Consider the following 24,170-nt stretch of genomic DNA (forward strand, 5'->3'; position numbering starts at 1 on the left):
TTACCATTATGACCACCATCACCAACGAAAATATCAGCGCATTCAGCGCTGGCGAAGTACCACAATCCAATGATGAAAAGAACGACCTCGACTATCTCAAAGCGATGAAAAACCACTCGATGATGGGCGGCGCGATGGTGACTATGGAAGAGATGATGCTGATGTTTACCGAGCTTGCGCAGGGTAAGTTTAAGCAAATGCAGGACAAAACCGCAGTAGGCCGTGACGCTACCGATTTAGCCAACCGCGTTGAAGGGATTGTTGCCAAGCTGGCAAGCGGTGATGATCTTGGCGAGTTGCCCCAAGACGTGATCGATTATATGAAAAAGAATAACATTCTGATCGGCGGGAAGAGTGTTGATGATTTCTTAGAAGGCGTGGGATATACGCAAGCGGAATGGCATTACCAGTATTGGAAAGATGAGAAAAATTTGGCGCCTGAACATAAGGGGGATACTGCTCGTATTGAAAAAGAAAAAAAATCCTATGCCGCACAAGTAAAAAAAGAAGGGGGTGATCCAGAGAACATCGTCAAAAAGATGTCAAAATCCCAGCTTGAAGAAGTTAAAAACGCGCTCGAATCCACCGCCACCCGCGCAACAGATTTTGTGCAAAGCAGCCAATTAAAATTACAACAGCTGATGCAGAGTTTTAACACTGCGGTCGCGATGGCCAACGCCGTGCAGAGCATGAACGGTGAATCAACTAAGTCGATTGCTCAGTCGATTCGTTAATTAATCGAATAATAAATAATGGGTTGGCGGAAGGGAAACTCCGTCACCGGTCTAAAACACTTAAAAGGAATTACCATTATGACCACTATTACTAACGAAAATATCAGCGCATTCAGCGCTGGCGAAGTACCCGATTCAAATAATGAAAAGAACGATCTCGACTATCTCAAAGCGATGAAAAACCACTCGATGATGGGCGGCGCGATGGTGACCATGGAAGAGATGATGCTGATGTTTACCGAGCTTGCGCAGGGTAAATTTAAGCAAATGCAGGATAAAACCGCAGTAGGCCGTGACGCCACCGATATGGCAAACCGCGTTGAAGGGATTATTGCCAAACTGAAAGACGGTGATTCTATGGATCATCTTCCTAAGGATGTTATTGAATATATGCAAAAAAATAACATCCTCGTTGGAGGGAAATCTATTGACGAATATATGAAAAGTATTTCCTGGCATGCGAATCTTCAAGGCAACGTTACTGAACGTCAGAAGGAAGTGGGCGTTTGCAAAGCTAACGTTGCTAAAGCCTCGACACCCAAAGAGCTTGAGGCCGCAGAGAAACAGTTGGAAGCGGCTCAAAAGAGGCTTAATGCAGCTGCCGGGACGATACAATTACTCAAATCTGAGTTGGAAGAAGTTAAGGGTGCACTCGAATCAACCGCCACTCGCGCCACCGACTTTGTGCAAAGTAGCCAATTAAAATTACAACAGCTGATGCAGAGTTTTAACACTGCGGTAGCGATGGCCAACGCCGTGCAGAGCATGAACGGTGAATCAACTAAGTCGATTGCTCAGTCGATTCGTTAATTAATCGAATAATAAATAATGGGTTGGCGGACGGGAAATCCCGCCAGCGGTTAAAACACTTAAAAGGAATTACCTATTATGACCACTATCACTAACGAAAATATCAGCGCATTCAGCGCTGGCGAAGTACCCGATTCAAATAATGAAAAGAACGACCTCGACTATCTCAAAGCGATGAAAAACCATTCGATGATGGGTGGCGCGATGGTGACCATGGAAGAGATGATGCTGATGTTTACCGAGCTTGCGCAGGGTAAATTTAAGCAAATGCAGGACAAAACCGCGGTAGGCCGTGACGCCACCGATTTAGCCAACCGCGTTGAAGGCATTGTTGCCAAGCTGGCAAGCGGTGAAGACGTCGGCAAGTTGCCTCAGGACGTCATCGACTATATGAAAAAAAACAATATTCTTGTTGCGGGTAAGAATATTGACGAGTATTTAAAAGCAAATGAAATATCCCCTGAGTTGACAGAAGAATCAAAGAAAATTCAGGAGCAAATTGATTTTTTAAATAAACTCTTGGCTAGAAATAAGGGTGGGACAATATCGGGTAAAGATCTCACGGATATTTATACTGCCTTGTCTTATTTGGAAGGTAAAGGCGTTAAATTTGAGGGTAAAGATGCAAACACCTATGCTCTGTCAATCTTAAAATATGACAAGACGACTCAGTCTTATAGTGTAAATAGCGCAAACATTCAGAAAATCAAGGCTGCGCTCACTGATACTTTTCCACCAAAATATGAGGATCCTAAATTAGACAAAGCTGCGCTTGAAGAAATTAAAGGTGCACTCGAATCAACCGCCACTCGCGCCACCGACTTTGTGCAAAGCAGCCAATTAAAATTACAACAGCTGATGCAGAGTTTTAACACTGCGGTAGCGATGGCCAACGCCGTGCAGAGCATGAACGGTGAATCAACTAAATCGATCGCACAGTCAATTCGATAACGAATAGCCTGTGACGGGAAACCGTGCCTTCGGTTCGAACATTCCCGTGAATTAATATATTGAGGAAATAAGAAATGAATGAATCGAAGCAAATGGAAGAACTGAAAGGCATGATCGATGCGCTGCAAAGACGTCGTCTCGGTTTTAAAAAGCAAATTGAAGAGTTTAAGTCTCTTCAGGGTGAAATTGGCCAGATCTATCAAAATGCCGACAGCTGCCCGATTGCGATGAGTAAGTTGAAAAAATTGAGCGACGTGATGACCAAGGGTGATAAACCGCTTCATCAGCCGATGGTTGAAAAGGTGGCGGTGGTCAAAAAGACCTTTGACGAATTGGGTCGCCAATTGAAGCAGCTTATTCCTGAAGAGAAAGTGGGGGTGAGTGTGGCTAAAAAATCAGCGGCCAGCTCCTTAAACGCAGAGGTTAAAGCCGAAACGGCCGCCGAGAAACCAGCGCGTGCACCTATCGCCAAGAAGCACCGCCGTTCATTTGCCTGACAATTAAAATTTTTGGACTAATCGCCTCACGGCAGGCATGAAGCCTGCCTGATTAGAGTTCCATCTCAAGGAGTGACCGATGTTAGAAAATAGTTTTGATTATCAGAACGCCAGCGACAGTGAACTGTTCGAGTACTTTTTGGCGCGCGGGGGTTCGCTGCGCATGATGTCCAACGTTGACGACAAAGACCTGCAGTCTATCGAAAGCTATGCGAGTCAGCTGTTCGCATCCGGGGATTTCAGCGCCGCGAGAAATTTGTATCTCATGCTGTGCACCCTGGACCACTGGAATATTGAGTATCTGCTGGCGCAAGGGCTTTGCCATCAGCGCCTTAAAGACCACGGCCAGGCGATAGGGTGTTTCACGCGAGCAGCCTCGCTTAAAATTGATGACCCGCGTAGCGCATTCTTTACCGCGATCAGCTTGCGATACATGGGATGTGAAGAGCAGGCAGTCAAAGCATTAAACGCCGTCACTATGTGGTGCGGAGCACAACCGCAGTATCAGGAAATAAAGGGCAGCGCACAAAGGATGCTGGCCTCATACAAGGAAGAAATATCATGACCATGATCCTCAACGGCGCGATGAGTGCCAATACCCTTACCGACGATAGCGCCATTTCCAAAGACGTTGTCAGTAAAAAGAACAGTGCCGTTACTCAAACGCAGACTAACGCTGAAACCTTGTTTGCCGCGACAGACTGTCCGAAAACCTCGTCGTTGGCCACGCCGCGCGCCGCCGCCACGCCGGTCTCACGCAGGGAGGCAGATGCTGCATTTGAAAGAGTAAAGCAGAATATTCCACCGGCAAGTAATGACGATAGAGGTAATTCAGGCATAAATCTTACCCTGGAGACTCTCGTTGCGCTGCCCATGGATTCCATGCTAATGGCCTCAACGCTGTTGTCGAATGAAATTCTGGGCAATACCGTGACCTCTAAATGCGAGGTGATGAAAATCCTCTCCGATAAACAGGAGCAAGTGCGTGCCGATCAGCTCAAAGCGCGTTTAGAGGAAATAGCCAACAATGTTGAACTGCAGGACAAAACCAAGAAAGCCGCCGTTATCAGCGTATGTTTCGACTGGGTCGTTGCAGCCGTAGAAGTGGTGACCGGCGTCATGAAGATTGCCGGCGGCATAATGAGCGGCAACCCGATGATGGTGGCGGGCGGGGCAATGGATCTGTTGGCAGGCTGTGCCGGTGTGGTTAAGGCCGTCGCGAATACCCTGGCAATTGTCGACCCCGAAAATGCCGATAAATATCATGATATGGCCGAAAAAGCGGGCTACGTGCAGATGGGGTTTGAAATCGCCGGCGCAGTAGTTGACGTGACCAGTTCGGTGAGAAATGCGCTGGTGGCTAAAATTGTTCCTAACATCACTAAAAAAGTCATGAAAGAGGGCGGTGAGGCAATTATGAACACCGCGATTTCAGAGGGAGTCAAGGCCGGTACTAAGGAAGCCAGCAAACAGATTATTTCCGTTGCAGCGACACAAATTGCCAAAAAAATTGCCGCAGAAAGTGCCGAGCTGATTACTGCCCAACTGTCTAAGCAGGCCATTACCTTTACCAGCAAGACGGGGGGGAAATTCCTCAAGAAAGTGGCAAGCAGCAAGATGGCCAAAAACTTTAGTCAGGACGCGGTCGAAAAAATGGCTAAGCAAACCCTTGAAAAGGCGGGCAACCAAGCCGTCAAAAGCGGCCAGAAAATCACTACCCATTCTGTGACGGCCAGCATGCGTACCACGGCGCAATTGAAGGCTATGAGTAGTGTTCCGCTCGTTACTACACTCGGAAAAGGTCTTATTGCCGGCTGTAAGGGCACACAGCAAGCGAGTATGGCGGTGATAGATAAGCAGCGAGCCTCGATCCAAAAGGATATTTCCTTGCTGATTGTTGACCAGCAGTGGAATCAGATGATTTTCGACCTCTACAGCGACAGCAAGAAAAAGGCGCTGGATAGAATCAGAGAGCTACAGCAGGGCCAGGGCACCATTATTGAGGAAGGCTTGCAGACCATGAGCCAAATGGGAACTACCCAGGTCAACATCGCCTCATCCATGGTGTAAAGCCGGAGACTCTATGACTAGCATAACGGCAATGAGTCCGCGATTAAGCGATACGACGCCATCTGGCGTGGCATCTTTAAATGACAAAATAACAACAGGTAAATCTCGATTGTCCGGCGCCTTTGCCGACTCCTTGCCCGTGCTGGATAAAGCACAGTTAGGCGCAGTCATGCTGGAATTAGGCAGGGGTAAGAATATCGAGAAATTAGCTGAGGCCTTTGACCGCAGCTTTTCACCGCCGCTCAGCGGACATGAGAAAGAGCTTGCCAGCAAGGCTCTCCGTCACGTTTCGGCCGAGTTGGCCAATTGCAACCGCCTTTCTGCCGCGCCGATGAGCCGCGGTGAGGTGATGGACCTACTCGGTAAATTGTTTATTGAGCAGCGTGAACGTGAGCATAATTTTCGTGCAGAAATGCTGCCGCTGGTTGCTGTGATTACCCTGCTCAGTTATGAATTGCGCAGTCAAAACATTAATACTCATTATGAAATAAAGATTCAAGAGCAGGTTGGTGAAATAGCAGAAGCCGTAACGCAGTGGGCTCTGAATCGCAATAAAAATACCGTGCTCATGGCCCAGGATGCCGCCAGCCAACTGAACAATGCTATTACTCTGCATGCGTATGATGACTCAGCGGTGTTCAGGCTTGATGAAATAATAGGCGGGTTGGGTAAGGGCGCCGCGAGTAGAATGGAGCAAATGAGGCAGGCCGACTCCTCATCGACCAGTCGTGACGACGGTTCGATGGAGCAAATAGCACACAGCATTGCCAGCATGAAAGGCCCATTGTCTTAGCGGCGACAGGTTTTACCCACGATCGATATTTAAAAATAACTTACGCCTGCGGGAATGCAGGCACCACCAAACTTAAATGGAATTTATAAAATGACAACGATTAATCAAACTAATTCAGCACCGGTAACCTCTTCCGCAGAAACCTCTTCCACGGCAAGCGTTGTCGACGGCCAAGGTGTGATTGGCACACTTAACGAAGTAATGATGATGTTGAAAAAAATGAACAACGAGATTCGAGATCTCCAGCGCGATTTCGTCGGTTCGTCGTTCAAAAACGCTTTCAATAAAGAAATGTCCTCTCTGGAATTGAAAAAAGAGGCGATTGACACTGACTATAAGGCCGCCATGACGAACGCAACGGTGAAAATGGTGACCGGGTCGATTTCCGCTGCGTTTGGTGTAGCAGGGGGCTTTGCCGCCGGTAGCAAGCTTGCAGATGCAGTAAAGACAGGTTCCGAAACCTTCAATGGGGTGGGAAAAGCCTTTGAAAGTGGCATGAGTATGAAGGCCGCGGGCATAACCCGTGACGCCCGGAAAATTGAACTGCGAGCCGATATGCAGCAGGCTCAAGCGGCCCAAATTCGTCAGACTATCAGCGCGGCGGCTGATAAAGCCACCGAAGCCTCACGCCGCATGCTGGAAATGACCGGCGAACTGACCCGCCTGCAGAGCGCCATTCTCGATAAAGTTCGCATGTAAGACAGGTTCTCCTCCCACCACCGCGCAAAGAATACGGCTTCGGCCGTATTCTCTTGAAGGAAAGAAAAATGCAGACCGCAACCCCCAATACCGCAGTAAAATCCGATGTCGTCACCCGCTATCTGGCGGCCAACGGCTTTACGCCACAGGTTGAACGCTTCGGTAACAGTGATTTTATTATCGGTATGCGCATTCAGCATACCGACTTTGAGCTGGTGTACCGTTTTGAAAACGAAGAGCTTATCGTCTGTGATTTTGTTAATCGCAGCAAAGAGAATCAGAACAACCGCGCGGTGGCAGGTTTTATCAAGCTTATCCATCAGCTGGAACGCGCCGTGCCGCAGATTCGTCAGGTGAGAGGCATGCTGTTGCACAGCGTTTATGCCGAGGTCACCGCGCTGCGAGAGCGTTTGGCGACGGTGCTCATCGCTCAGGGAGCCAACTGGCAACAAGTTGAAGGGGATTCTTGGCTAGTTTATCCGAATAAAAACTGTAGCAAAAAACTGCCACAGTCTCAGTGATAACGCTTTGATTCAATCCAGGTGGCATGACGATTGAATCAAAGCGGCACGATGGGTTGTTTGACTAGAGCACGGCATGTTCATTAACTGAAGTGCCGTGTTTTTTATTGGCCGTAGTGGTTGCCTTTGGCTGTGAAAGCAGCAGGCCCAACAGTTTGTCGCCGAGAGCGATGTCGCTTTTATCCGCTTTATTCTCACTCTGGGTGTTCCTGGTCTTTTTATTAGCCGCGATTTCGCTTACCGGTGTCGCCTCGCTTGACAGCACTTCTTCCTGCTCAGACTTGCTGTTTTGCAACCGGTTGTAATGGCCCAATACCTTCTTGACGTAGTGCTGGGTTTCTTTATAAGGCGGGACAGCGCGGCCATACTTTTTCACTGCACCTTCACCCGCGTTGTAGCCTGCCAGCGCCAGCGTCAGATCGTTGTCAAAGTGCTCAATCAGCCATTTCATGTAGGTTGCACCGGCGCGCAGGTTGTGCTCCGGGTCCATCAGGTTGGTCACGCCGAAACGTTTGCCGGTCGCGGGCATCACCTGCAGGAGTCCGCGTGCGCCCTTGTGGGACACCGCCTGAGGTTGATAGTTAGACTCCACTTTTATCATGGCGTGAAGCAGGTCGGCATCGATACCCACTTCGTTAGACACCCGTTTAATCATTGGATGATACCGCGTGTTGTGCGTCAGGCGAGAGACGCCTGGGGACGCAGACTGAGGCGCCTCTAGCGGCGCGATAGGCACAATGTTAGCCACCATCTGCGCTTCTGCGTCGTCATCCTGCTCTCCCTCTATCCGCCAGTTTAGCGGTACAACGGGGAAGTTATTCATATCGCTGACGCTGTGGGGCACGGTGGGGAACTTATTCAGCGCCGCCATCGAGGCGGTGCTCGCATCGGTGGCTTTAAACAGCACTGCCGCCGATTTTTTCGCCGCAGGCTGGTCGTCAAACCAGCCCAGGGGATGGGTGCATCCTGCGACCAGTGCACAGCAGGTCAGGGAAATCAAAACAGCGGTTGTTTTTTTAATCATCGTCATCGTCGTCGTCATAATCCAGTTTCATTGCAAGGCGCAAAATGTGCGCTACGGGTTCAAAGAGTTCGGCAGGGATATAGCCGCCTACCGGCGTGCCTGCGGCCAGGCTACGGGCAACCTGAATGTTTTCTACGACGGGAATGCCTGCCTTTTCAGCCAGATGGATGATGTGTAGCGCACGTTTATCGCGCCCCATTTCAATCACCTTCGGCAGCGGCGAGGTTTCCGGATGGTAAAAAAGACAGACGGCAACGTGGGTCGGGTTTTTGACTACCGCGGTAGACTTGGCCACGTTCGAGGCCAGGCTACCGCTTTGAATTTCTCGGTGTACTTCTTTACGTTTCTGCTTAATCTCCTGATTACCTTCGGAGTTTTTATGCTCTTGTTTTATGTCTTCAAGCGACATCATCATTTTTTTATTGTTGTCATACTTTTGAAACGCGATATCAGCGATGCCAATCACCACATAAAAACAGATAAGCGACAGCAGCATCCAAAACAGCAGGCGCACGCAGACCTCAAGTCCGGTGGTGACCGGATGCAGCGGCAGAAACTGAATCGACGGCGCGTTTTGGCGCAGCAAATAAAAGAAAATCAGCGACAGCAGCATGACCTTCAGCAGAGATTTGCAGAACTCGAACAGATTTTTTGCCGAAAACATGTTTTTTAAATTGGCGAGTACGTTGAGTTTCTTAAAGGAGGGCTTGAGTGCCTCCGTCGCCAGCAGCGGCCCAACCTGCGCCAGGATGGTAAAAATAGTGATAAACAGCAGCAACATACCCAGCCCGCCAACGAACCTTATCGCCAATGAGGTAAAGGCGGCGGTAAGCTGGCCTAACCCAAAGGTTAAAGGCTGATTGACGGCGCCAATGGCTAATTCGTGCAACTCCTGCAATGCCCGCCACAGCTCCTTTCCTTCGGTACCGAAATAGCCCAGCACCGCCACCAGCTGCATACCGCTGGTAATTTCCGCGCTCTTGGCAACCTGGCCTTTCTTACGCGAGTCGCGGATCTTTTTGTGCGTCGGCTTCTCTGTTTTTTCACTCATCGGAAGATACTCAGCATGGTTTCGCTGACCTCTGAAAAATGCATGCTGTAGGTGCGCAGGTCACCAAAGGCAAAGTTACAGCTAATAACCAGCATCAACAGCGCAAAGGCGCTCTTGATAGGCATCGCCAGGAAGAAGACGTTAAGCTGCTGGGCAGAGCGATTAATCAGCCCCATCGCCATATCCACCAGCATGATTACTACGATGGCGGGCATCGAGAAGCGCAGGCAAAGTTCGTACATCAGGCGCCACTGGCGGCCAATAAAGGCCAGTCCGTCCGGGCCGAAACTGAGCGTGCCGCCGGGCGGCAGTGTGACGTAGGACTGATAAATAGCGTCGATAAGCTCATTAAAACTGCCGCTCATCAAAAACAGCACGCTGAATAATTGGGTAAAGAAGATGCCGAATAATGAGGACTGCTGGCCGAGCATCGGGTTGAGCACGCTGGCCATGGAAGAGCCACGCATGGTGTCTATCAGGAAACCCGCCATGTCCAGCGCCCAAAACGGGATAGCGGCGCAGAAGCCGATAATCAGGCCGATGCACAGTTCGCCGACGGCCAACATCACATAGCCCATTGCGCTGGTGGGCGACTGCCAGTCGCTGTAAACCGGCAGCATCGGCAGAGCGATGACCAGCAGCAGGGCGCTGCGGTTGAGTGCGCCGCCAAGGTTAGCGCTGCTGAACAGCGGCATGAGCAGAAACACCCCGAGCGGGCGCAGCATGCACATGCCTACGATAGGCATCCAGTGGGTCCACATGTTGGCCATATTATTCCCGCATCTGGGTTATCTGGTCGAAAGCCAGACCGGCATAATTGAGCAACACATCGCCCATCCAGTGATAGGTCACTGCCAGCGTTATCGATACCGCCACCAGCTTCACCAGAAACTGTATGGTCTGTTCCTGTACCTGAGTCAGCGCCTGTATCAGGCTGACCATCACGCCTACCGTCGAGGCGACCACCACCACGGGCAGAGACAGCAGCAGGATAAGCCACATCATCTGCGCCGCCAGTTGGGTAATCATGGCTTCACTCATCTCGGTCTCCGTTTATGAAAATGACAGAACCAGTTGGCCAAGCAATTTCTCCCAGCCTCCCATCAGGACAAAGATCAGCAGCTTAAGCGGCATCGAAATTGTCATCGGCGACACCATCATCATGCCCATCGCCAGCAGCACGTTGGAGACCACCAGATCGATGGCGATAAACGGCAGGAACAGCAGCAGGCCGATTTTGAAGGCCTCAATCAGCTGACTCACGGTAAACGCTGGGATCATCACCAGCAGGGAGCTGTCGGGAATGCGTTTCTGATATTTCTCGGGCCAGATTTTGTGGCCGATATCAGAGAAGAAATGCACCTGCTGCGGAGCGGTATTGCGTTCGAGGAACTCTTTGTAGGGCGCAAATACCTCGGATTCCATCTGGTCGATAAACGCCGGTGATTCAATCTTCACCGGATTGGCGGCGATGTTGTCCTGTATCGCGAGTCCGACCGGCGCCATGATGAACATACTCAGGATCAAGGCTAAGCCATAGAGCGCGATGTTCGGCGGGATCTGCTGAATACCCAGCGCGTTTCGCAACAGGGAAAAGACAATCGAAATTTTCAGAAAGGAAGTGCCGAGCACTATCAGCAGCGGCATGATCGACAGCGCGAAGAGCAGAATAATCAGCTGTAGGGGTTGGTCTAATATAGACATTTTTAGATCCTGATGAGGGGATATTGCGGTTATTATCCCGCGCTATCCCACCTTGGCCCATCAGGTGCAGACCCTAACTTGTCTTAACAAATGCTCTCGATTCTGACCGCCAGCCGAGAGTCAATCTCCAGCAACGTGCCTTTTGCAAACGGCAGTCCGCCGACCTTGAGCGTAACCAGACCGTCGTACTGCGTGGTGCCGGAGAGTTGACCGCCGACGTCCAGCTGGCTGAGCTCTTGCAACGACACCTCGAATTTGGCCACCTCAACCGTGACGGCAAAGGTGGTATTGAGCAGCGTATCTCTCTGCGAAGAGATAAACGAAGGGGAGGGCGTCACGTCCATCCAGTCATCAAAGTCGTTCATTATTTCCTCAAGGGTAAAAGTGTTGGGCTCGTGCTCCTGACGCAATGTCGCGATAGGTCGGTCAATAAAGAGTCCGTACTGGTCGTCGGCCACCTGCCAGCTGTGCTGGAGGATTAACGCATCGCCGGGGCCTAAAATATTCAGAATGCTGCTTTCTACCTTGCTCCAGCCCGCCAGCAGCGAGACACAGAGTTTGATATCAGTGGCGGTGTCATGATTTGAAACCGGGAAGGCTTCGTCAGACAGCGCCGAGACCCATTTTTCTGCGCCGGACAGAAGATAACAGCCCAGCTCCCGCTCTTCGCGGCGGATATAAACGTGCCATCCCATCTGCGGTGCTGCACTGCCCGCCTCGAGCCGTTCACTCTGCGGCCACGCCATGCTGTTGTTTTCACAGCATTCGCCAGCGTCGGCAAGCGTCCAGATACTCAATAAATCTCGAAACTCAGGCGGGGTCATAGCGAGAGAAGGCACCGTCAGCATTGGCTGCACCCACTGACACCACTGTTCTTCGTCGACCAGCAGCGTGAGCGGCTCGCCGTCGAAGGTGGCGTGGAGGACAAGACCGCTGACCGCCGGGCGCTGGCGGTATGACACCATGAGTTCGCCGTTATCGTTAAGCCACTGTAGGCCGTTACCCACCCTGGCGACCAGGCTGCCGGTTTCTTTACTTAATTGCGGGATCTTCATCGCTAACCTCAACCTGTATGTCTTTTTCAAACTGGCGGATTAGCCGCTGTTGCAGTCGTTTGGCGGAGCCTAAAATCCTGATCAGCTTCTGGTGATCGACGGCTTTAAGGCGAATAAACAGTCCGTTTTCGCTGCTGCGTGCCTCAATTTCCAGCCCTGCCAAAGCACCATTGGTCAGACGCCAGCTAAGCCAGGCGTCGCGCGAGGCATATTTCGGCAGGGTCAGCTGCTTGAGCATTAAGGTATCCGCGCCTCTGGCGAGCGTGAATCCCCCGGCCGACCCGCTTGAACAGCCGAGCCTGCTGGTTACGCTGGCGGGAACCACGCGTGGAGAAATTGACGCCAGCAGTGAGGCAAAGCGGCGCTTATCCTCTTCGTCGGAGGAGTGACTGTCGCCGTCATTTTCCTGTACCGAGACGGTTCTACGTTGTACCTGGGATGATATATACACAATTACTCCATCAATATTTTCAGTTTTTCCTGCTGCAACAAAATCTGACGCAACAGCTGTTGTTGTTTGTCCTGTTCGACCCGCCGCTGGCTAACTTCGTTGTCGGTATCTTCCACCTGCGCCAGCAGGTCGTGGTCCTGCTGATAATATTTGCCCAACTGGGCGCGATAGGCGCGTATTTCGAGCGGCCCGAGCGTTTGCTCGCTGCTGCTGCAATGCCGCCATTCGCTCCACAGCGTGCTGCGGTTTTGCAGCAGCGTGGTTTTGTGCGTTTCAAGCTGCTGGACCTGTTTGTCGAGACGGGCGATAGCGCTTCTAATCCCGCGCTCGCGGCGTACCTTCAGGGACAGCAGGGATTTGAGGGTCAGTTGAGTGTTTGGCATAGAAGTTCAAGCGTCTCCTCATAGCCATTCTTTTCAGTGGTCGACTGGCATAGAAACTCGCGAATCGCCTCTTTGCGTTGCATTGCCTCATCCGCCTCTTCATCTTGTCCTTCCTGATATTCGCCGACCCGGACCAGCAGCTCAATCTCCTGCCAGGCTGACATCAGACGGCGCAGTTTACCGGCGTTGTCGCGGTGATCTCGTTCTGTCACTTGACCCATGATTCGACTGACGCTGGCGGCGATATCGATGGCCGGATAGTGGTTGGCCTGTGCCAGCTTGCGGGACAGGACGATGTGGCCGTCGAGGATGGATCGCACCTCATCGGAAACCGGCTCATTGAGGTTGTCCCCTTCTACCAGCACGGTATAAATGGCGGTAATACTGCCAAACTCCGCCGGTCCGGCGCGTTCAAGCAGCCGCGGAAGACGGGCAAAGAAGCTTGGCGGATAGCCGCCCGCTGCCGGAGGCTCGCCCGCCGCCAGGCCAATCTCGCGCGAGGCGCGGGCGAAACGGGTGAGGGAGTCCATCATTAGCAGCACGTTGCTGCCGCGGTCGCGGAAGTATTCGGAAATCGCGGTGGCGGTATAGGCCGCCTTCAGACGTTCCAGCGCCGGGCGGTCGGAGGTCGACACCACCATGATGCAGCGCGCTCGCGCCTCTTCGGTCAGGGTATGTTCGAGGAATTCACGGACCTCACGGCCACGTTCGCCGATAAGCGCCAGCACGATAACGTCCGCCAGACTGCCGTCGCAGATCATGCCCAGAAGAGTACTCTTGCCGCCGCCCGCGGCGGCGAAAATGCCGATACGCTGGCCCATGCCGCAGGTCAGAATGCCGTCGATGGCGCGCACGCCGAGCGGCAGCGGGGTATCAATAAGTTGCCGGGTCAAGGGGTTCGGTGCCGCGCCTTCGAGGGAGCGTAATTCACCGCCTTCTGGCAGCGGAAACCCGTCGAGCGGCTGACCCATGCCGTCAAGAATACGGCCCAACAAAAAATCGCCGAGCGCTATCTGGTGTACGCTGCCGGTAGGGACCACACGACTGCCGGTGGTCACGCCCAGTGGTTCGGCAAAAGGCGAAAGCATGGCGTAATCGCCGTTGATCGCCACGACTTCGGCGTTGATGCCCGAAGGTTCAAGGCGACAAATTTCTGCCAGACTGACGCCCGGCAGCGAGGCTTTGAGCAGCGTCGGACCGATTTCAACCACCTTACCGGCCAGTTGTCGCCCGGCGTTTGGGTCGGCGGCGGGCAGTTGCAGGCGTTCGATCAGTTGTTCGAGGATATCCTCGCGGTCGGGAAGGCGCATTTTACTCTTCTCCTATCAGGTCAATATTGCCGACGACGTGCAGTTCCGTCTCTTCGCCTATCTCCTGGAAGGAGAGAACCTGAAGGTTATAAAACTCGCGTTCGATGACTTTGCGCAGGAAGCGACGTATGTCGATGGCGGTCATCAACACGTGAGTGCGGCGTTCTTCTTCTCCGGTCTGCTCGCGAATACGGTCGATAATGGCCTGATTTAACTCGGAATCGAGGGCTGAATAGGAGCCAGATGACGTTTGGCGAATCGCCTCGCGGATCATGCTTTCTATGACGTCGCCAATCATCCAGCAGCTAATCCACGGATTACCGGCTTTAAAGCGGGTCACCAGATGGCGTCTCAGACCGATACGCACATATTCCACCAGCATGATCGGGTCTTTTTCACGCGGCGCCCATTCGATCAACGCTTCGAAAATGCTGCGCAGGTCGCGAATCGAAACGCCTTCGGTGACCAGCCGTTGCAGCACGTCGGCGATGCGGCCAATCGGCAACTGGCGTTGAACCTCTTTGATCAGGTCAGAATATTTGCCTTCCATCGCGTCCATCAGGAAGCGGGTTTCCTGCACGCCAATAAACTCACCGGCATAGCGGTCAACCAGAATCGACAGGCAGTGAACCAGCCGGTCCTCGCTCTCATGTAGCGTAACGCCGAGCATCGAAAGGGCTTCTTTATGCGTTGGAGAGACCCACTGCAAACTTTGCAGGCTGAACGGCAGGCGCACGCTTTTTTCTGCCTGCGGCAGGGTCTGCGTCGAGACGTCGGCGAGCAGCAGGCCATCCGGTATATCGACTACCATCACCGCCTCCTGATACAGCATGATCTGCATGCTGCCAGCGCTTAGCGAGGCGTCCTGGAACAGCTGAACGTCCGGCAAGGGAATGCCCAGCTTTTCGAATTTGTTGTGGCGGAAAGCCTCGACCTTAGGCGCAAACTTGCCGGAGCGCATCAGGTCGGGGGACAGGCGAATCATCAGCGGTGTTGCGCCCGGGGTCATGGCAGCGCCACCCGCTGTGCCATTTTCGCCACTCGCGTCGGCACCAGGGCCGCTCGCGCCGTTGGCCTTGTTCTTGCTGCGTCTTTTAACCAGAATGGTGCAGCCGAATAGCCCAAGCGCCAGCATAATAAAGTAGATAGCCGGGAAGCCAGGGATCATCGCAAACACCAGCAGAACCACACAGGACACGGTCAGCGCCTGCGACTGCGAGCCTATCTGGTGGGCGAGGTCGCCGGCCAGATTGAGTTTCTCTTCGCCGGAGACGCGGGTAACGATTATCCCGGCGGTGATGGAGATAAGCAGGGCGGGGATCTGGCTGACCAGACCGTCACCAATCGACAGAATGGCGTAGGTTGACATCGCCTCGCTGGCGCTCATGCCGTGTGACATGATGCCGATGGCGGTCCCGCCGAAGATATTCACCAGAATAATGATGATACCGGCGATGGAGTCACCTTTTACGAACTTCATCGCGCCGTCCATTGCACCGTACAGCTGGCTCTCCTTCTGCACCAAGCCGCGCAGGCGACGGGCTTCTTCGGCGTCAATGGTCCCGGCGCGCATGTCACCGTCGATACTCATCTGCTTACCGGGCATGGCATCGAGCGAGAAACGTGCGCCAACTTCGGCCACACGCTCCGACCCTTTGGTGATGACGATAAACTGCACGATGGTAATTATTACAAATACGATAAGCCCGACGCCGAGATTACCGCCGACCGCGAACTGGCCGAAGGTGTAAACTATCTGTCCGGCGTCCGCCTGAAGCAGAATCAGACGCGTAGTACTGATGGTCAATGCCAGTCGGTACAGCGTCGTAATCAGCAAAACTGAGGGGAAGGTTGCAAATTCCAGCGGATTTCTGATGTACAGTGCCATCATCAGCAGGATAACGGAGATAGTCAGGTTCAGCGCAATCATGAAATCCACCAGCCAGGTTGGCAGGGGAATAATCATCATGAATACGGCAAGCAGCAGCATGGCCGCTAGCATAATATCCTGACGTGCGGCGATGATAAGCAGCCATTTTTGCAGGAGCTTCATCGGTGACCTCCGGCGATAATTTCAAGCATGCGGCGCATTGTTTGCAGGCAGGCCAGCCAATGACTCACGTCACTGTATTTTCCCGGTGAGCAGCTAAGCATTTGTTTTCCTTTTAGTTGCCAGGTGCGTATGGGCGTGCCTTGGGTGCGGGCAGGATGACAGGCGCTCAGTGATTTAACGAATGCAGTACCCTGATAGGCATCCTCAATCTCTCGGCTCAGGGTCAATAAAATGTGCTCTTCCAGGCATTCGACGTAGAGCTGAAAGGGCGGCATGGAAAATTCCATTCGCGACGAAACCTGCGTTGAGGGCAGGTCAGCAAGCTGTAAAAACTGTTCCAGTCGCCGTTCGGTTTGTAATCCCATCCGGTCTCTCTGATAATTTATTGATAAAGGTACCGGGGAGGCTTCCCAGGCTGCGACTATCATCGGCAAAGAGCCTGTTCAACACTATCGGGTAAACACCTGAATCAACGCCTGAACCGCCATCCTCAGCGTCGTGATGCCGCTGTTTCGCCTTTTGAAATACGTCGGGGGCCTCAAAATTATGAAAAAAGTGAGCGAAAAGAATCTGCTGTGGCAGCGCGTACTGGGTTTTTACCAAGGGCTGGGGCGTCGGGCAAAACAGACCGTGGATGTGTCACCGGGCGGCGTCGAGCAGACCCATTTCAGAAAGAGCGAGCACATTGCTAATATTGGCCACGAGATACGAACACCGATGAACAGCATCGTGGGGGCGTTGGTGCTGTTGCAGCGTTCAGAACTCACGGCCGAGCAGCAGGGGCTTGTTGAGACCGCGACTATGTCCTCCGACTATCTCCTCTCTCTGATCAACAATATTCTCGACTACAACCAGATAGAGCTCGGCAAGCTTGAGCTGACCTACGAGCTGGTTCCCCTTTTGCCGCTGCTGGACAAGGTCATGATGGCGGTGCGCCTGCGGGCCGAGGAAAAAGGCCTGACGCTTAGCGCGTGGGTGGCCAATGATATTCCAGCCGAAATAATGATGAGCCGCATTCGGGTTAAACAAGTTCTGATAAACCTGCTCGGCAATGCGATTAAATTCACCCAACGGGGCTACGTTAAGCTGCACGTCGAGGTGCAGGACGAGCGTTTAGTGTTCGCTATCGAGGACAGCGGTGAGGGAATTGATGAGAGCCAGCATCAGCAGATTTTCCGTCCTTTCGTGCAAGTTAGCGCACACAGCGGAGGTAACGGTCTGGGGCTGACTATCTCCTCGATGCTGGCGCAGTCGATGGGCGGAGATATTCTGCTGTCCAGCCAGCCGGGTCAGGGGGCCAGATTTACCTTTTGGTTACCGGACGGGCCGCAGCGCGGAGAGAAAATGCGCCTGAGCGGTGAAATCGTCGCGCCCGCGGAGCTGCATCCACAGCTGCTTGAGTGGGGGCTGACCCCGGTTGAGGGAATGAACCATGCGCTGGCGTCTCATGCACTGTCCTATCTTCCGGGGCGTTTGTGGCGAACGGTCGCTACCCTGCTGCAGGGCAATGATTATGAAGAGCAAAGCACAGCACCACTGATTCTGAGCCCGTGGTCGCTGAAGGTGTTAATCGTTGACGACGTAGCGGCTAATCTCGAGGTATTGAGCAAAATTCTGCGTGACCTCGGGCATCAGGTTGATGCCGCACACTCCGGGCAGGAGGCGCTGTACTGCGGGCGAGAAGGCATTTATGACATGATATTGATGGATCTGCGCATGCCGGAAATGGACGGTTTCACTACCGCACAGCGTTGGCGCGCTCCCGAGTCTGGCATGCTGGACGAAGACACGCCCATCGTGGCGTTGACCGCCGACGCGCTTTCCAGCGAGCGTGAGCGGGTCATGGAAAGTGGGATGCACGGTTATCTCACTAAGCCATTGCAGATGCCTAAACTCATGGAGGTCATCGAGAACGTGGTCATGCTGCAGCTTACGCGGGGCATTGAGCTGATGCGCAATCCTTCGTTGGGGAAACCGCTGATTGACGTGCAGGTGGACGAAAAGTTACGGGACGAAATCTGGCAGACCTTCAAGACCTTCGCCAATCGCATCGAGCAGAGTTGGCTGGGGTATCAGCAGACTCAGCTGCTGGAGTCGTTGCATGCGATTAAAGGCTGCGCCGGGCTGTGCGGTTATCTGACGCTTCATGACCACTGCGCCAAGATTGAGGAGGAAGTGATAGCAGGGGATTGGCCTGATTCTTCACGTATTCAGCCGCTGATTGACTTGCTGCGGCGCGAAAGTTTTAGCTGAGAAAGCTCAATTGTGGATCCCCAGGCGGATTGCCCAGTTGGTGAGCTCGACCGCGCTGTGGGCATCGAGCTTGCGCATCAGATTCAGGCGATGGGTCTCTACCGTCTTGATGGTAATCTTCAGGCTCTCGGCGATGTCGCGGTTGCGGCTGCCTTCGGCAATAAGCTTCAGAATCTGGCGTTCTCTTACCGTCAGGCGTACCTGACCGTCCAGCAATTTATCTGTTTTGATTATCTGCTGCTCGTCGAGCGAAGGGTCGATGTAGGAACGCCCTGCGGCGGCCATTTGCAGTGCCGAAAGTAGGGTCTGCTGCGGACTTCTTTTCAGGATATAGGAAATCGCGCCCGCGCTGAGTGCGGCCTTAGCGCGGTGCTCGTTGTTGTCGGCGGTGAGCACGATGATAGTTAACTCCACCCAGCGCTGCTTGAGCTGATGAATCACATCATTGCCGTCCATGCCGGGCAGCCCCAAATCAAGTATCACCAGGTCAGGATGCAGCTGCTGACAGGCAGCGTAGACCTTCAATCCGTCTACTACCACGCCCACCACCTCGTAATCAGGCAGGGAAGAGATAAGCTGGGTAATGCCGTCGCTGAGCAAAGAGTGATCCTCGACCAATAGAACCCTTTTTAACGCGGGATTATTCTCCGTTCGAACTGTCATTATTTACCATCTTTTAGGGAAGGTTGATTGAGAATTATATAACAAATAGCTTGAAGCTTCGCTGTTCAATTCACCGGCTGAATAAATCAGGTCAACACCTGATACCGAAATTACGTCTACATCCGCAAAATAGCCGCTCTTTTTCAATGCAATCGAGATGATATGAAACTCCCTGACTCCCTTGCCGCCCTGGAGTCGGTCCACGTGGTAAAAATGCGTAGCGATCGGCTGATACTTGACGTGGCGGAGCAGCGGGCCTGGTGTAGCTGTTTTCCACAGGGCGTTTGCATCGCGATGGATACCGGTCTGACCGTCAGTGATGTCGACTGGCTCCAGCGCGTTTGTCTGTGGTTCGCCTCGGTTCCCACCTGCGTTAACGATTCCCTGTTGGTTGAAAGCGAAAGGTTGTTTCTACTGCGCCTTAATCGCACCACGTTCTCGACTCAGGAATGGGAAGCTTCATTGAGTAAACAGCAGGATATTGCTGACTGGCTGATCAGATTTGGTGAAAAATCAGGCCTCCTCCTTCACCCACATTCTGGAGCATAGAGATGAGAAAAAACCTGTTACTGGCCGTGGGCCTCGCCTCGATGCTGTGTCATTTTAGCGCCTTGGCCAGCCTCCCCTGGCAAGGGGATGACCCCTTTTTTCTCTCCAGTCGAGGAAGCAAACTCACCGACGTATTACACGATTTGGGGGCCAACTATGGGGTTCCCGTGGTGGTTAGCACGCAGGTTGATGAGCCTTTTATTGGCGTTATCAAAGATGTCTCGCCTTCAAAGGCGCTGGACGAACTCGCGCGGATGCACAAGCTGGCCTGGTATTACGACGGGCAGGCTATCCACATCTATAAGGCCAGCGAAGTCGGCAGCCAACTGATTACGCCTACCTATCTGCCGGTTAGCGAGCTGATTAGTCAACTTGAAGGCAGCAATATCCTCGACAACAAACATTGCCAGGTACGCGCGCTGCCGTCTTCGAACGCTATGCAGGTCGAAGGCGTGCCCATTTGCCTGTCTCGCGTGGAGACGCTGGCGAAACGTATTGACCAGCAGAAGCTGAATCACGACCAGAATCAGGAAAAGATCGAGCTGTTCCCGCTGAAGTACGCCAGCGCGGGTGACACCACCCACAGTTATCGCGGCCAGCAGATAGTGATACCCGGTATCGTTAGCATGCTCAAAGAGATGGCGCAGGGGCGCACCCTGCCGCTGAAAGAGAATCAGGGCGAGCAACAGCCTGCCGACCGTTCACTGCCGATGTTCTCGGCGGATATTCAGCAAAATGCGGTAATTGTGCGTGACCGCAAAATCAATATTCCGATGTATGCCTCGCTGATTAAGAAATTCGATATCAAACCGAAGCTGATCGAAATTTCGGTGATGATCATGGACGTCGATTCAACCGAGCTCAAATCGCTGGGCATCGACTGGTCGCTGTCGACGCAAATCGGCGGCGGAGGTATCAGCCTCAACAGCAGCGGCGCGCCGTCGTCGAGCAGCTTTTCTTCGATTATTACCAATACCGGCGGCTTTATGGTCAAGCTCAGCGCGCTGGAGAAAAACGCCAAGGCGCAGCTGCTCTCGCGACCTTCGGTCGTCACGCTCGACAATACCGAGGCGGTGCTGGACCGCAGCGTAACGTTTCACACCAAACTTGTTTCTGAAAAAGTGGCCAAGATCGAGTCGATCACTACTGGGTCGCTGCTCAGAGTCACGCCGCGTCTGATAAACCAGGGCGGTCACCCAGAAATGATGCTGAAGTTGATTATCCAAGATGGCAAACATACGGACGCCCTTAGTGAACATGAACCTCTACCGCAAACGAGCAACTCTGAGGTCTCGACGCAGACCTTGCTCCGCGCCGGTCAAAGCTTACTGCTTGGCGGCTTTATTCAGGACGAAGTGAAAGAGAGCGAGAGAAAAATTCCCCTGCTCGGAGATTTACCGTTGGTGGGAAGTTTGTTCCGCTCTACCGATAAAACCAGTCGCAGCACAGTGCGTCTGTTTTTGATTAAACCGTAGTGAGGGTGTTTAACGCATGATTAGAAAGGAAAAAATAGCTATGCTATTTTGGCTTGGGGCATATTCGGGGCATTCTGGTTAAAACCGGCATTCATAATCGACATTTGGTCACTGTTGTTTTCCGTCATCCACTTCCCATAAACGTTGTAAACCATCTGGGCTGAATTGTGCCCCATCTGGTTGGCAATGAAGTTAGGATTTACACCCGCACTCAAAGCCCAGCATGCAAACGTGTGTCGCGTTTCATAAGCCCTTCGATGCCTCAACCCTGCCTTTTTTAGCCCATAGTTCCATGTAGACGCAATCGACCCTGGTGAATACCAGTCACCGGCCGCCTTGTTCTTGGCGGAAACTTTAGGGGAGAAAACGAAGGTGCATTCATCTGTTCGCGTTTTCCCATACTCTCTAAGATGTACCTTGACCGATATGGGGCTTCTCATTTTCGTCAAAGCCATTTGGCTTTGGAGCGCTTCAATAGCTGAATCATTTAATTTGATAACGCGAATACTGCTTTCAGTTTTGGGGGGCGTAAAATGCCCAGATACCGCAATGTTCCTGGTAATTTTTGCCGTCCACTCCTTCGTGTCGATGTCTTCCCAAGCGAGGGCACCAAGTTCGCCATGTCTCAATCCTGTACTGATCGCGAGTTGCCAAATATTCTTGATCTGCAGGGAAGGGGAAGCATGGACCAGCCTCAGGTATTCATCTTTTGTAAGTGGATCGGGTTCAGCTCGTGATTTCTTCAATGGGGAAATGCCAGAGAACGGTGATTTTTCGATATAACAGTTCTTTTCTGCAAAGTTGAACATTGCCGCCAGGCAAGATAGATAACCGTTCACTGTCCTCACAGCTCTTCCTTTTTTGACCCGCTTTGGGTTCTGCCCTCTTATGACTATTTGATACCCGGTCAGTAACTCTTTTCTGAGGTCTAAGGCCATCTCGTGGTTTACGGAAGCCACAAGCCTATTAGCCCCCATTATTCCTACGCAAACCGCGATATAAGAACGATAAAGGGTTATGGTATTTTTCGCGATTTCCATTTCCTTCAGGTCTAGCCACTTATCCGCCAGCTCCTGCAGGGTGATAGATTTCTGAACAATACCTAACTTCGCCAGGTTTTTTGACTGGGGGAACTGTGCGGCATAGTTAAAGTTCCCTGTCTTGATCCCGTAAACTATCGAGCTCCTAAGTTCAGCAGCCATTCTTCGATTTTTAGGCGTATCGGGTACGCCTAAAACCTCTCTAAACCTCTTTCCTTTGTACATAAACCAAATGCGTAGTAATCCTCCGTGATTCTCTACACCTGTCGTCTGGATCGCCATTGCAATGCTCCTCATTTAGTGAAAGGCGAAACTATTTAAGCAGAAATCCTCCGTCTTATCGCTGGCCTTTGTCGCTCAACCCAATTATCTATCTCATGCCGGTTATACATGATCGGGCTGTTTTGCTTCGGATTCAGGTCCGGCGCCACGTGCCTGTACTCTCGCCCCTCCATCCAAGAGGTGCGGCGGGCGTGCTGAATCATGTGTTTAGTCATGCCAGTGAGAGACATAAGTAAGTCTTCAGATACCCACTTGCTCGGGTTCATTTGAATGATGTTGTCCATAAATCCTCTTCTATTTACCCTCAACCACTTTATGAACAATGACGCACAGCCATAACCAAGCCTCATGCTTTGGTGGACATAGTGGCTTAGCCTGACTGGCGTATTTGTCGAGCAGTTCGCGGAAGGTGTGATTGTTTGAGTTACTGCGGAGTTCGGTGATGAGTTTCTTTGCTATAGCCCGGGCGGCGTTGTCACTTTCCTCAGGAGTCATGAGTTACTCTTTACTTGAAAATACACCAGATCTCTTTTATGGCGGGTGCTTAAGGTGTACTCCTCATAGAGAAGGACGGGGCTTTAGACGGCAAAAAGTTCAATGGTTAACCCACTGACTCTTTCTAAATGAGGAGCGCAAAAGTTAAATATGTAATTCACTGCTATACTTTTTTCAGAGTGGGAATAATCTTAATTACGTTAATTGGGGTACTTCACCTATTCACGAGTGAATCTATGCCCGATATGAACATTGTTTGCGAAAAATGCAAAGCTGATAAATTTGATGTAAAAGTTGCAACGACTATGAGCAATATCGTGTCTTCAATAACATGTGTGCACTGCGGACACCCTGTTAAAGTAAGTGCTATAGTAGTTTTCATGGGTGAGGTATATCTTTCAGATGCCTATAAGACTCCTACAGAGTTGAAGGTGCGTCGCACTGTAAACAGGATAGCGTATGGCTTTCCCGCAAATGATGCCGAAACCTAATTCTGCATGAATTGCTAACTAAAAAGCCGCTGAACTTATCACAATCAAGTAAGGCGGAACGCAGTATTCTCTTCCAATTTCGCCGCTATTTTTACTAATGCTGGCAGAGCAAGTGTCAGCATGCCCTTCGCTTAACTAAGTGTTTAAAACGATGAAAAATCAAGTTGTTGGTCTTCTTTGGTTTAGAAACCTTACCGAATATTCAGAGTACAGAAAACTCTTTACCGATACTCATACTCTGCCCGAGGATTACTCTGAATGGCTTTTAGATGCTGAAAAAGTAATACAGATCTATGAAAATGAAGAGGTTAACATTTTCAAAGTCGAGGCTGAGCCAATAGACTTTCGATGTTGGTGCATTTTAAATGGTCAGTCTATTGATTCAGAAGGGCGGATAGCGTTCACAAATGCAAAAGCTCAGGAGTGTGCTTTAAAGAGCGGCTGGTCTTTATAATCAATATGAAAACCCTCAAACTGAACTCATGCAGCCTTCCTCTGCCTTTTTTCCCCAGGCTACTTTCTCCGCATCTTCCCTGCACTCCTTGCAGCAATAGCTTGTTCCTGGCAATGACTGCTCACCACAATCGCCGTTCCTGCAAATGGGTGAGGGTGGAACAGGTTTGGCGCGGTTGGCAATCGCCGCTGTGAGGTGTTGGTCATATTCTTGGTTTGCTTCGTCGATGATGTCAGCCATTATGCTGCCCTCGCTGTTTCAAAAAGTGTCGCGGGTGTCATGCTCAACTGACCTGCCCCCGAGATTAGATACAACCGTCAGTTAGTAATGTCGGAACCTTCACTCTCAGAATTACCCTTTCT

29 protein-coding genes are annotated in these 24,170 nt (G+C 51.8%); 13 read left to right on the forward strand and 16 right to left on the reverse strand.

From position 1 onward, the window contains the following. The first annotated feature begins 8 nt into the window (after window positions 1–8). From BS640_RS06305 to sseE, 9 genes are all read left to right on the forward strand, one after another. A complete protein-coding gene (locus BS640_RS06305; RefSeq protein ID WP_017490918.1) occupies window positions 9–734 on the forward strand; it encodes a hypothetical protein in 726 nt (241 codons plus the stop codon). A gap of 78 nt (window positions 735–812) precedes the next feature. Then, entirely contained in the window at window positions 813–1,544 is a 732-nt protein-coding gene (locus tag BS640_RS06310; protein WP_084912193.1) for a hypothetical protein, read from the forward strand. Window positions 1,545–1,622: 78 nt separating this feature from the next. Next, window positions 1,623–2,495, forward strand: a complete 873-nt coding sequence (locus BS640_RS22230; RefSeq protein ID WP_225741484.1) for a hypothetical protein — start codon at window positions 1,623–1,625, stop codon at window positions 2,493–2,495. Between the two features lie 74 nt (window positions 2,496–2,569). Continuing rightward, window positions 2,570–2,992: a hypothetical protein gene (locus BS640_RS06325; RefSeq protein WP_017490915.1), complete on the forward strand. Its 423-nt coding sequence runs from the start codon at window positions 2,570–2,572 to the stop codon at window positions 2,990–2,992. A 79-nt stretch (window positions 2,993–3,071) separates the two neighbouring features. After that, entirely contained in the window at window positions 3,072–3,557 is a 486-nt protein-coding gene (locus tag BS640_RS06330; protein ID WP_017490914.1) for a SycD/LcrH family type III secretion system chaperone, read from the forward strand. Further along, window positions 3,554–5,062 carry a type III secretion system translocon subunit SseC family protein gene (gene sctE, locus BS640_RS06335; protein ID WP_017490913.1) on the forward strand — a complete coding sequence of 503 codons (1,509 nt, stop codon included), beginning with the start codon at window positions 3,554–3,556 and terminating at the stop codon, window positions 5,060–5,062. The genes BS640_RS06330 and sctE overlap by 4 nt, the downstream gene beginning before the upstream one ends. Window positions 5,063–5,075: 13 nt before the next feature. Next, entirely contained in the window at window positions 5,076–5,855 is a 780-nt protein-coding gene (locus BS640_RS06340) for a hypothetical protein (protein ID WP_139802781.1), read from the forward strand. Between the two features lie 90 nt (window positions 5,856–5,945). Next, entirely contained in the window at window positions 5,946–6,554 is a 609-nt protein-coding gene (locus BS640_RS06345) for a hypothetical protein (protein ID WP_084912194.1), read from the forward strand. Window positions 6,555–6,622: 68 nt separating this feature from the next. Continuing rightward, entirely contained in the window at window positions 6,623–7,075 is a 453-nt protein-coding gene (sseE, locus tag BS640_RS06350) for a type III secretion system effector protein SseE (protein ID WP_139802782.1), read from the forward strand. Window positions 7,076–7,139: 64 nt separating this feature from the next. Here sseE and BS640_RS06355 read toward each other — a convergent pair whose 3' ends face one another. The 11 genes from BS640_RS06355 to BS640_RS06405 all read right to left on the reverse strand — a co-directional run bounded on the left by BS640_RS06355 (window position 7,140) and on the right by BS640_RS06405 (window position 16,471). Beyond that, window positions 7,140–8,099: a lytic transglycosylase domain-containing protein gene (locus BS640_RS06355; protein ID WP_206600914.1), complete on the reverse strand. Its 960-nt coding sequence runs from the start codon at window positions 8,097–8,099 to the stop codon at window positions 7,140–7,142. Further along, the gene (locus BS640_RS06360; protein ID WP_017490908.1) at window positions 8,092–9,150 is read right to left on the reverse strand and encodes an EscU/YscU/HrcU family type III secretion system export apparatus switch protein; all 1,059 of its coding nucleotides are present in this window, start codon (window positions 9,148–9,150) and stop codon (window positions 8,092–8,094) included. The genes BS640_RS06355 and BS640_RS06360 overlap by 8 nt, the downstream gene beginning before the upstream one ends. Continuing rightward, window positions 9,147–9,920, reverse strand: coding sequence for a type III secretion system export apparatus subunit SctT (gene sctT / locus BS640_RS06365; protein ID WP_017490907.1), 774 nt, complete (start codon window positions 9,918–9,920; stop codon window positions 9,147–9,149). Before sctT ends, BS640_RS06360 begins: the two co-directional genes overlap by 4 nt. Window position 9,921: 1 nt before the next feature. Further along, on the reverse strand, window positions 9,922–10,191 hold the full coding sequence (gene sctS / locus BS640_RS06370; protein WP_017490906.1) for a type III secretion system export apparatus subunit SctS: 270 nt from the start codon (window positions 10,189–10,191) through the stop codon (window positions 9,922–9,924). 12 nt (window positions 10,192–10,203) lie between these two features. Beyond that, window positions 10,204–10,854, reverse strand: coding sequence for a type III secretion system export apparatus subunit SctR (gene sctR, locus BS640_RS06375; RefSeq protein ID WP_017490905.1), 651 nt, complete (start codon window positions 10,852–10,854; stop codon window positions 10,204–10,206). Window positions 10,855–10,937: 83 nt separating this feature from the next. Beyond that, complete coding sequence (sctQ, locus tag BS640_RS06380; RefSeq protein ID WP_084912196.1) at window positions 10,938–11,909, reverse strand: type III secretion system cytoplasmic ring protein SctQ; 972 nt, start codon at window positions 11,907–11,909, stop codon at window positions 10,938–10,940. Continuing rightward, the gene (locus tag BS640_RS06385; protein ID WP_017490903.1) at window positions 11,887–12,360 is read right to left on the reverse strand and encodes a hypothetical protein; all 474 of its coding nucleotides are present in this window, start codon (window positions 12,358–12,360) and stop codon (window positions 11,887–11,889) included. The genes sctQ and BS640_RS06385 overlap by 23 nt, the downstream gene beginning before the upstream one ends. A 2-nt stretch (window positions 12,361–12,362) precedes the next feature. Further along, window positions 12,363–12,743, reverse strand: a complete 381-nt coding sequence (locus BS640_RS06390) for a hypothetical protein (protein WP_017490902.1) — start codon at window positions 12,741–12,743, stop codon at window positions 12,363–12,365. Continuing rightward, window positions 12,725–14,053, reverse strand: a complete 1,329-nt coding sequence (locus BS640_RS06395) for an EscN/YscN/HrcN family type III secretion system ATPase (RefSeq protein ID WP_084912197.1) — start codon at window positions 14,051–14,053, stop codon at window positions 12,725–12,727. The genes BS640_RS06390 and BS640_RS06395 overlap by 19 nt, the downstream gene beginning before the upstream one ends. 1 nt (window position 14,054) lies before the next feature. Continuing rightward, window positions 14,055–16,106, reverse strand: coding sequence for an EscV/YscV/HrcV family type III secretion system export apparatus protein (locus BS640_RS06400; protein ID WP_017490900.1), 2,052 nt, complete (start codon window positions 16,104–16,106; stop codon window positions 14,055–14,057). Then, window positions 16,103–16,471 (reverse strand): hypothetical protein, encoded by a 369-nt coding sequence (locus tag BS640_RS06405; protein ID WP_017490899.1) that lies wholly within the window; start codon window positions 16,469–16,471, stop codon window positions 16,103–16,105. Before BS640_RS06405 ends, BS640_RS06400 begins: the two co-directional genes overlap by 4 nt. A 181-nt stretch (window positions 16,472–16,652) precedes the next feature. Here BS640_RS06405 and BS640_RS06410 point away from each other — a divergent pair, with 181 nt between their 5' ends. Continuing rightward, window positions 16,653–18,359, forward strand: a complete 1,707-nt coding sequence (locus BS640_RS06410) for an ATP-binding protein (RefSeq protein WP_158086744.1) — start codon at window positions 16,653–16,655, stop codon at window positions 18,357–18,359. A 6-nt stretch (window positions 18,360–18,365) separates the two neighbouring features. On the opposite strand, the gene BS640_RS06415 is transcribed toward BS640_RS06410, so the two are convergent. Further along, window positions 18,366–19,022, reverse strand: a complete 657-nt coding sequence (locus BS640_RS06415; protein WP_026110398.1) for a two component system response regulator — start codon at window positions 19,020–19,022, stop codon at window positions 18,366–18,368. Window positions 19,023–19,184: 162 nt separating this feature from the next. Here BS640_RS06415 and BS640_RS06420 point away from each other — a divergent pair, with 162 nt between their 5' ends. Both BS640_RS06420 and BS640_RS06425 read left to right on the forward strand, forming a co-directional pair. Next, window positions 19,185–19,571, forward strand: a complete 387-nt coding sequence (locus BS640_RS06420; RefSeq protein WP_084912199.1) for a hypothetical protein — start codon at window positions 19,185–19,187, stop codon at window positions 19,569–19,571. Between the two features lie 2 nt (window positions 19,572–19,573). Beyond that, on the forward strand, window positions 19,574–21,046 hold the full coding sequence (locus BS640_RS06425) for an EscC/YscC/HrcC family type III secretion system outer membrane ring protein (protein WP_084912200.1): 1,473 nt from the start codon (window positions 19,574–19,576) through the stop codon (window positions 21,044–21,046). Window positions 21,047–21,084: 38 nt separating this feature from the next. Here BS640_RS06425 and BS640_RS06430 read toward each other — a convergent pair whose 3' ends face one another. From BS640_RS06430 to BS640_RS06440, 3 genes are read right to left on the reverse strand one after another with little or no spacing between them, the layout of a single operon-like run. Further along, entirely contained in the window at window positions 21,085–22,368 is a 1,284-nt protein-coding gene (locus BS640_RS06430) for a site-specific integrase (protein ID WP_084912201.1), read from the reverse strand. A 35-nt stretch (window positions 22,369–22,403) separates the two neighbouring features. Continuing rightward, window positions 22,404–22,652, reverse strand: a complete 249-nt coding sequence (locus tag BS640_RS06435; protein ID WP_017490893.1) for an excisionase family protein — start codon at window positions 22,650–22,652, stop codon at window positions 22,404–22,406. 10 nt (window positions 22,653–22,662) lie between these two features. Then, window positions 22,663–22,863 (reverse strand): hypothetical protein, encoded by a 201-nt coding sequence (locus BS640_RS06440; protein ID WP_084912202.1) that lies wholly within the window; start codon window positions 22,861–22,863, stop codon window positions 22,663–22,665. 642 nt (window positions 22,864–23,505) lie between these two features. Between BS640_RS06440 and BS640_RS06445 the strand changes: the two genes are divergently transcribed. Further along, window positions 23,506–23,808 (forward strand): hypothetical protein, encoded by a 303-nt coding sequence (locus BS640_RS06445; RefSeq protein ID WP_084912203.1) that lies wholly within the window; start codon window positions 23,506–23,508, stop codon window positions 23,806–23,808. 15 nt (window positions 23,809–23,823) lie between these two features. Here the strand turns inward: BS640_RS06445 and BS640_RS06450 are convergent, their stop codons facing one another. Then, window positions 23,824–24,048, reverse strand: coding sequence for a hypothetical protein (locus tag BS640_RS06450; RefSeq protein WP_084912204.1), 225 nt, complete (start codon window positions 24,046–24,048; stop codon window positions 23,824–23,826). Window positions 24,049–24,170: the final 122 nt, after the last annotated feature.

Origin of the sequence: Rouxiella badensis (assembly GCF_002093665.1) — a bacterium.
Classification (GTDB): Bacteria; Pseudomonadota; Gammaproteobacteria; order Enterobacterales; family Enterobacteriaceae; genus Rouxiella; species Rouxiella badensis.

Bases quoted from the DNA above. Each gene is read 5' to 3' on its own strand.
- BS640_RS06305 (WP_017490918.1), top strand. From the start codon at position 9: ATGACCACCATCACCAACGAAAATATCAGCGCATTCAGCGCTGGCGAA.
- BS640_RS06310 (WP_084912193.1), top strand. From the start codon at position 813: ATGACCACTATTACTAACGAAAATATCAGCGCATTCAGCGCTGGCGAA.
- BS640_RS22230 (WP_225741484.1), top strand. From the start codon at position 1,623: ATGACCACTATCACTAACGAAAATATCAGCGCATTCAGCGCTGGCGAA.
- BS640_RS06325 (WP_017490915.1), top strand. From the start codon at position 2,570: ATGAATGAATCGAAGCAAATGGAAGAACTGAAAGGCATGATCGATGCG.
- BS640_RS06330 (WP_017490914.1), top strand. From the start codon at position 3,072: ATGTTAGAAAATAGTTTTGATTATCAGAACGCCAGCGACAGTGAACTG.
- sctE (WP_017490913.1), top strand. From the start codon at position 3,554: ATGACCATGATCCTCAACGGCGCGATGAGTGCCAATACCCTTACCGAC.
- BS640_RS06340 (WP_139802781.1), top strand. From the start codon at position 5,076: ATGACTAGCATAACGGCAATGAGTCCGCGATTAAGCGATACGACGCCA.
- BS640_RS06345 (WP_084912194.1), top strand. From the start codon at position 5,946: ATGACAACGATTAATCAAACTAATTCAGCACCGGTAACCTCTTCCGCA.
- sseE (WP_139802782.1), top strand. From the start codon at position 6,623: ATGCAGACCGCAACCCCCAATACCGCAGTAAAATCCGATGTCGTCACC.
- BS640_RS06355 (WP_206600914.1), bottom strand. From the start codon at position 8,099: ATGATTAAAAAAACAACCGCTGTTTTGATTTCCCTGACCTGCTGTGCA.
- BS640_RS06360 (WP_017490908.1), bottom strand. From the start codon at position 9,150: ATGAGTGAAAAAACAGAGAAGCCGACGCACAAAAAGATCCGCGACTCG.
- sctT (WP_017490907.1), bottom strand. From the start codon at position 9,920: ATGGCCAACATGTGGACCCACTGGATGCCTATCGTAGGCATGTGCATG.
- sctS (WP_017490906.1), bottom strand. From the start codon at position 10,191: ATGAGTGAAGCCATGATTACCCAACTGGCGGCGCAGATGATGTGGCTT.
- sctR (WP_017490905.1), bottom strand. From the start codon at position 10,854: ATGTCTATATTAGACCAACCCCTACAGCTGATTATTCTGCTCTTCGCG.
- sctQ (WP_084912196.1), bottom strand. From the start codon at position 11,909: ATGAAGATCCCGCAATTAAGTAAAGAAACCGGCAGCCTGGTCGCCAGG.
- BS640_RS06390 (WP_017490902.1), bottom strand. From the start codon at position 12,743: ATGCCAAACACTCAACTGACCCTCAAATCCCTGCTGTCCCTGAAGGTA.
- BS640_RS06395 (WP_084912197.1), bottom strand. From the start codon at position 14,053: ATGCGCCTTCCCGACCGCGAGGATATCCTCGAACAACTGATCGAACGC.
- BS640_RS06400 (WP_017490900.1), bottom strand. From the start codon at position 16,106: ATGAAGCTCCTGCAAAAATGGCTGCTTATCATCGCCGCACGTCAGGAT.
- BS640_RS06405 (WP_017490899.1), bottom strand. From the start codon at position 16,471: ATGGGATTACAAACCGAACGGCGACTGGAACAGTTTTTACAGCTTGCT.
- BS640_RS06410 (WP_158086744.1), top strand. From the start codon at position 16,653: ATGAAAAAAGTGAGCGAAAAGAATCTGCTGTGGCAGCGCGTACTGGGT.
- BS640_RS06415 (WP_026110398.1), bottom strand. From the start codon at position 19,022: ATGACAGTTCGAACGGAGAATAATCCCGCGTTAAAAAGGGTTCTATTG.
- BS640_RS06420 (WP_084912199.1), top strand. From the start codon at position 19,185: ATGAAACTCCCTGACTCCCTTGCCGCCCTGGAGTCGGTCCACGTGGTA.
- BS640_RS06425 (WP_084912200.1), top strand. From the start codon at position 19,574: ATGAGAAAAAACCTGTTACTGGCCGTGGGCCTCGCCTCGATGCTGTGT.
- BS640_RS06430 (WP_084912201.1), bottom strand. From the start codon at position 22,368: ATGGCGATCCAGACGACAGGTGTAGAGAATCACGGAGGATTACTACGC.
- BS640_RS06435 (WP_017490893.1), bottom strand. From the start codon at position 22,652: ATGGACAACATCATTCAAATGAACCCGAGCAAGTGGGTATCTGAAGAC.
- BS640_RS06440 (WP_084912202.1), bottom strand. From the start codon at position 22,863: ATGACTCCTGAGGAAAGTGACAACGCCGCCCGGGCTATAGCAAAGAAA.
- BS640_RS06445 (WP_084912203.1), top strand. From the start codon at position 23,506: ATGAAAAATCAAGTTGTTGGTCTTCTTTGGTTTAGAAACCTTACCGAA.
- BS640_RS06450 (WP_084912204.1), bottom strand. From the start codon at position 24,048: ATGGCTGACATCATCGACGAAGCAAACCAAGAATATGACCAACACCTC.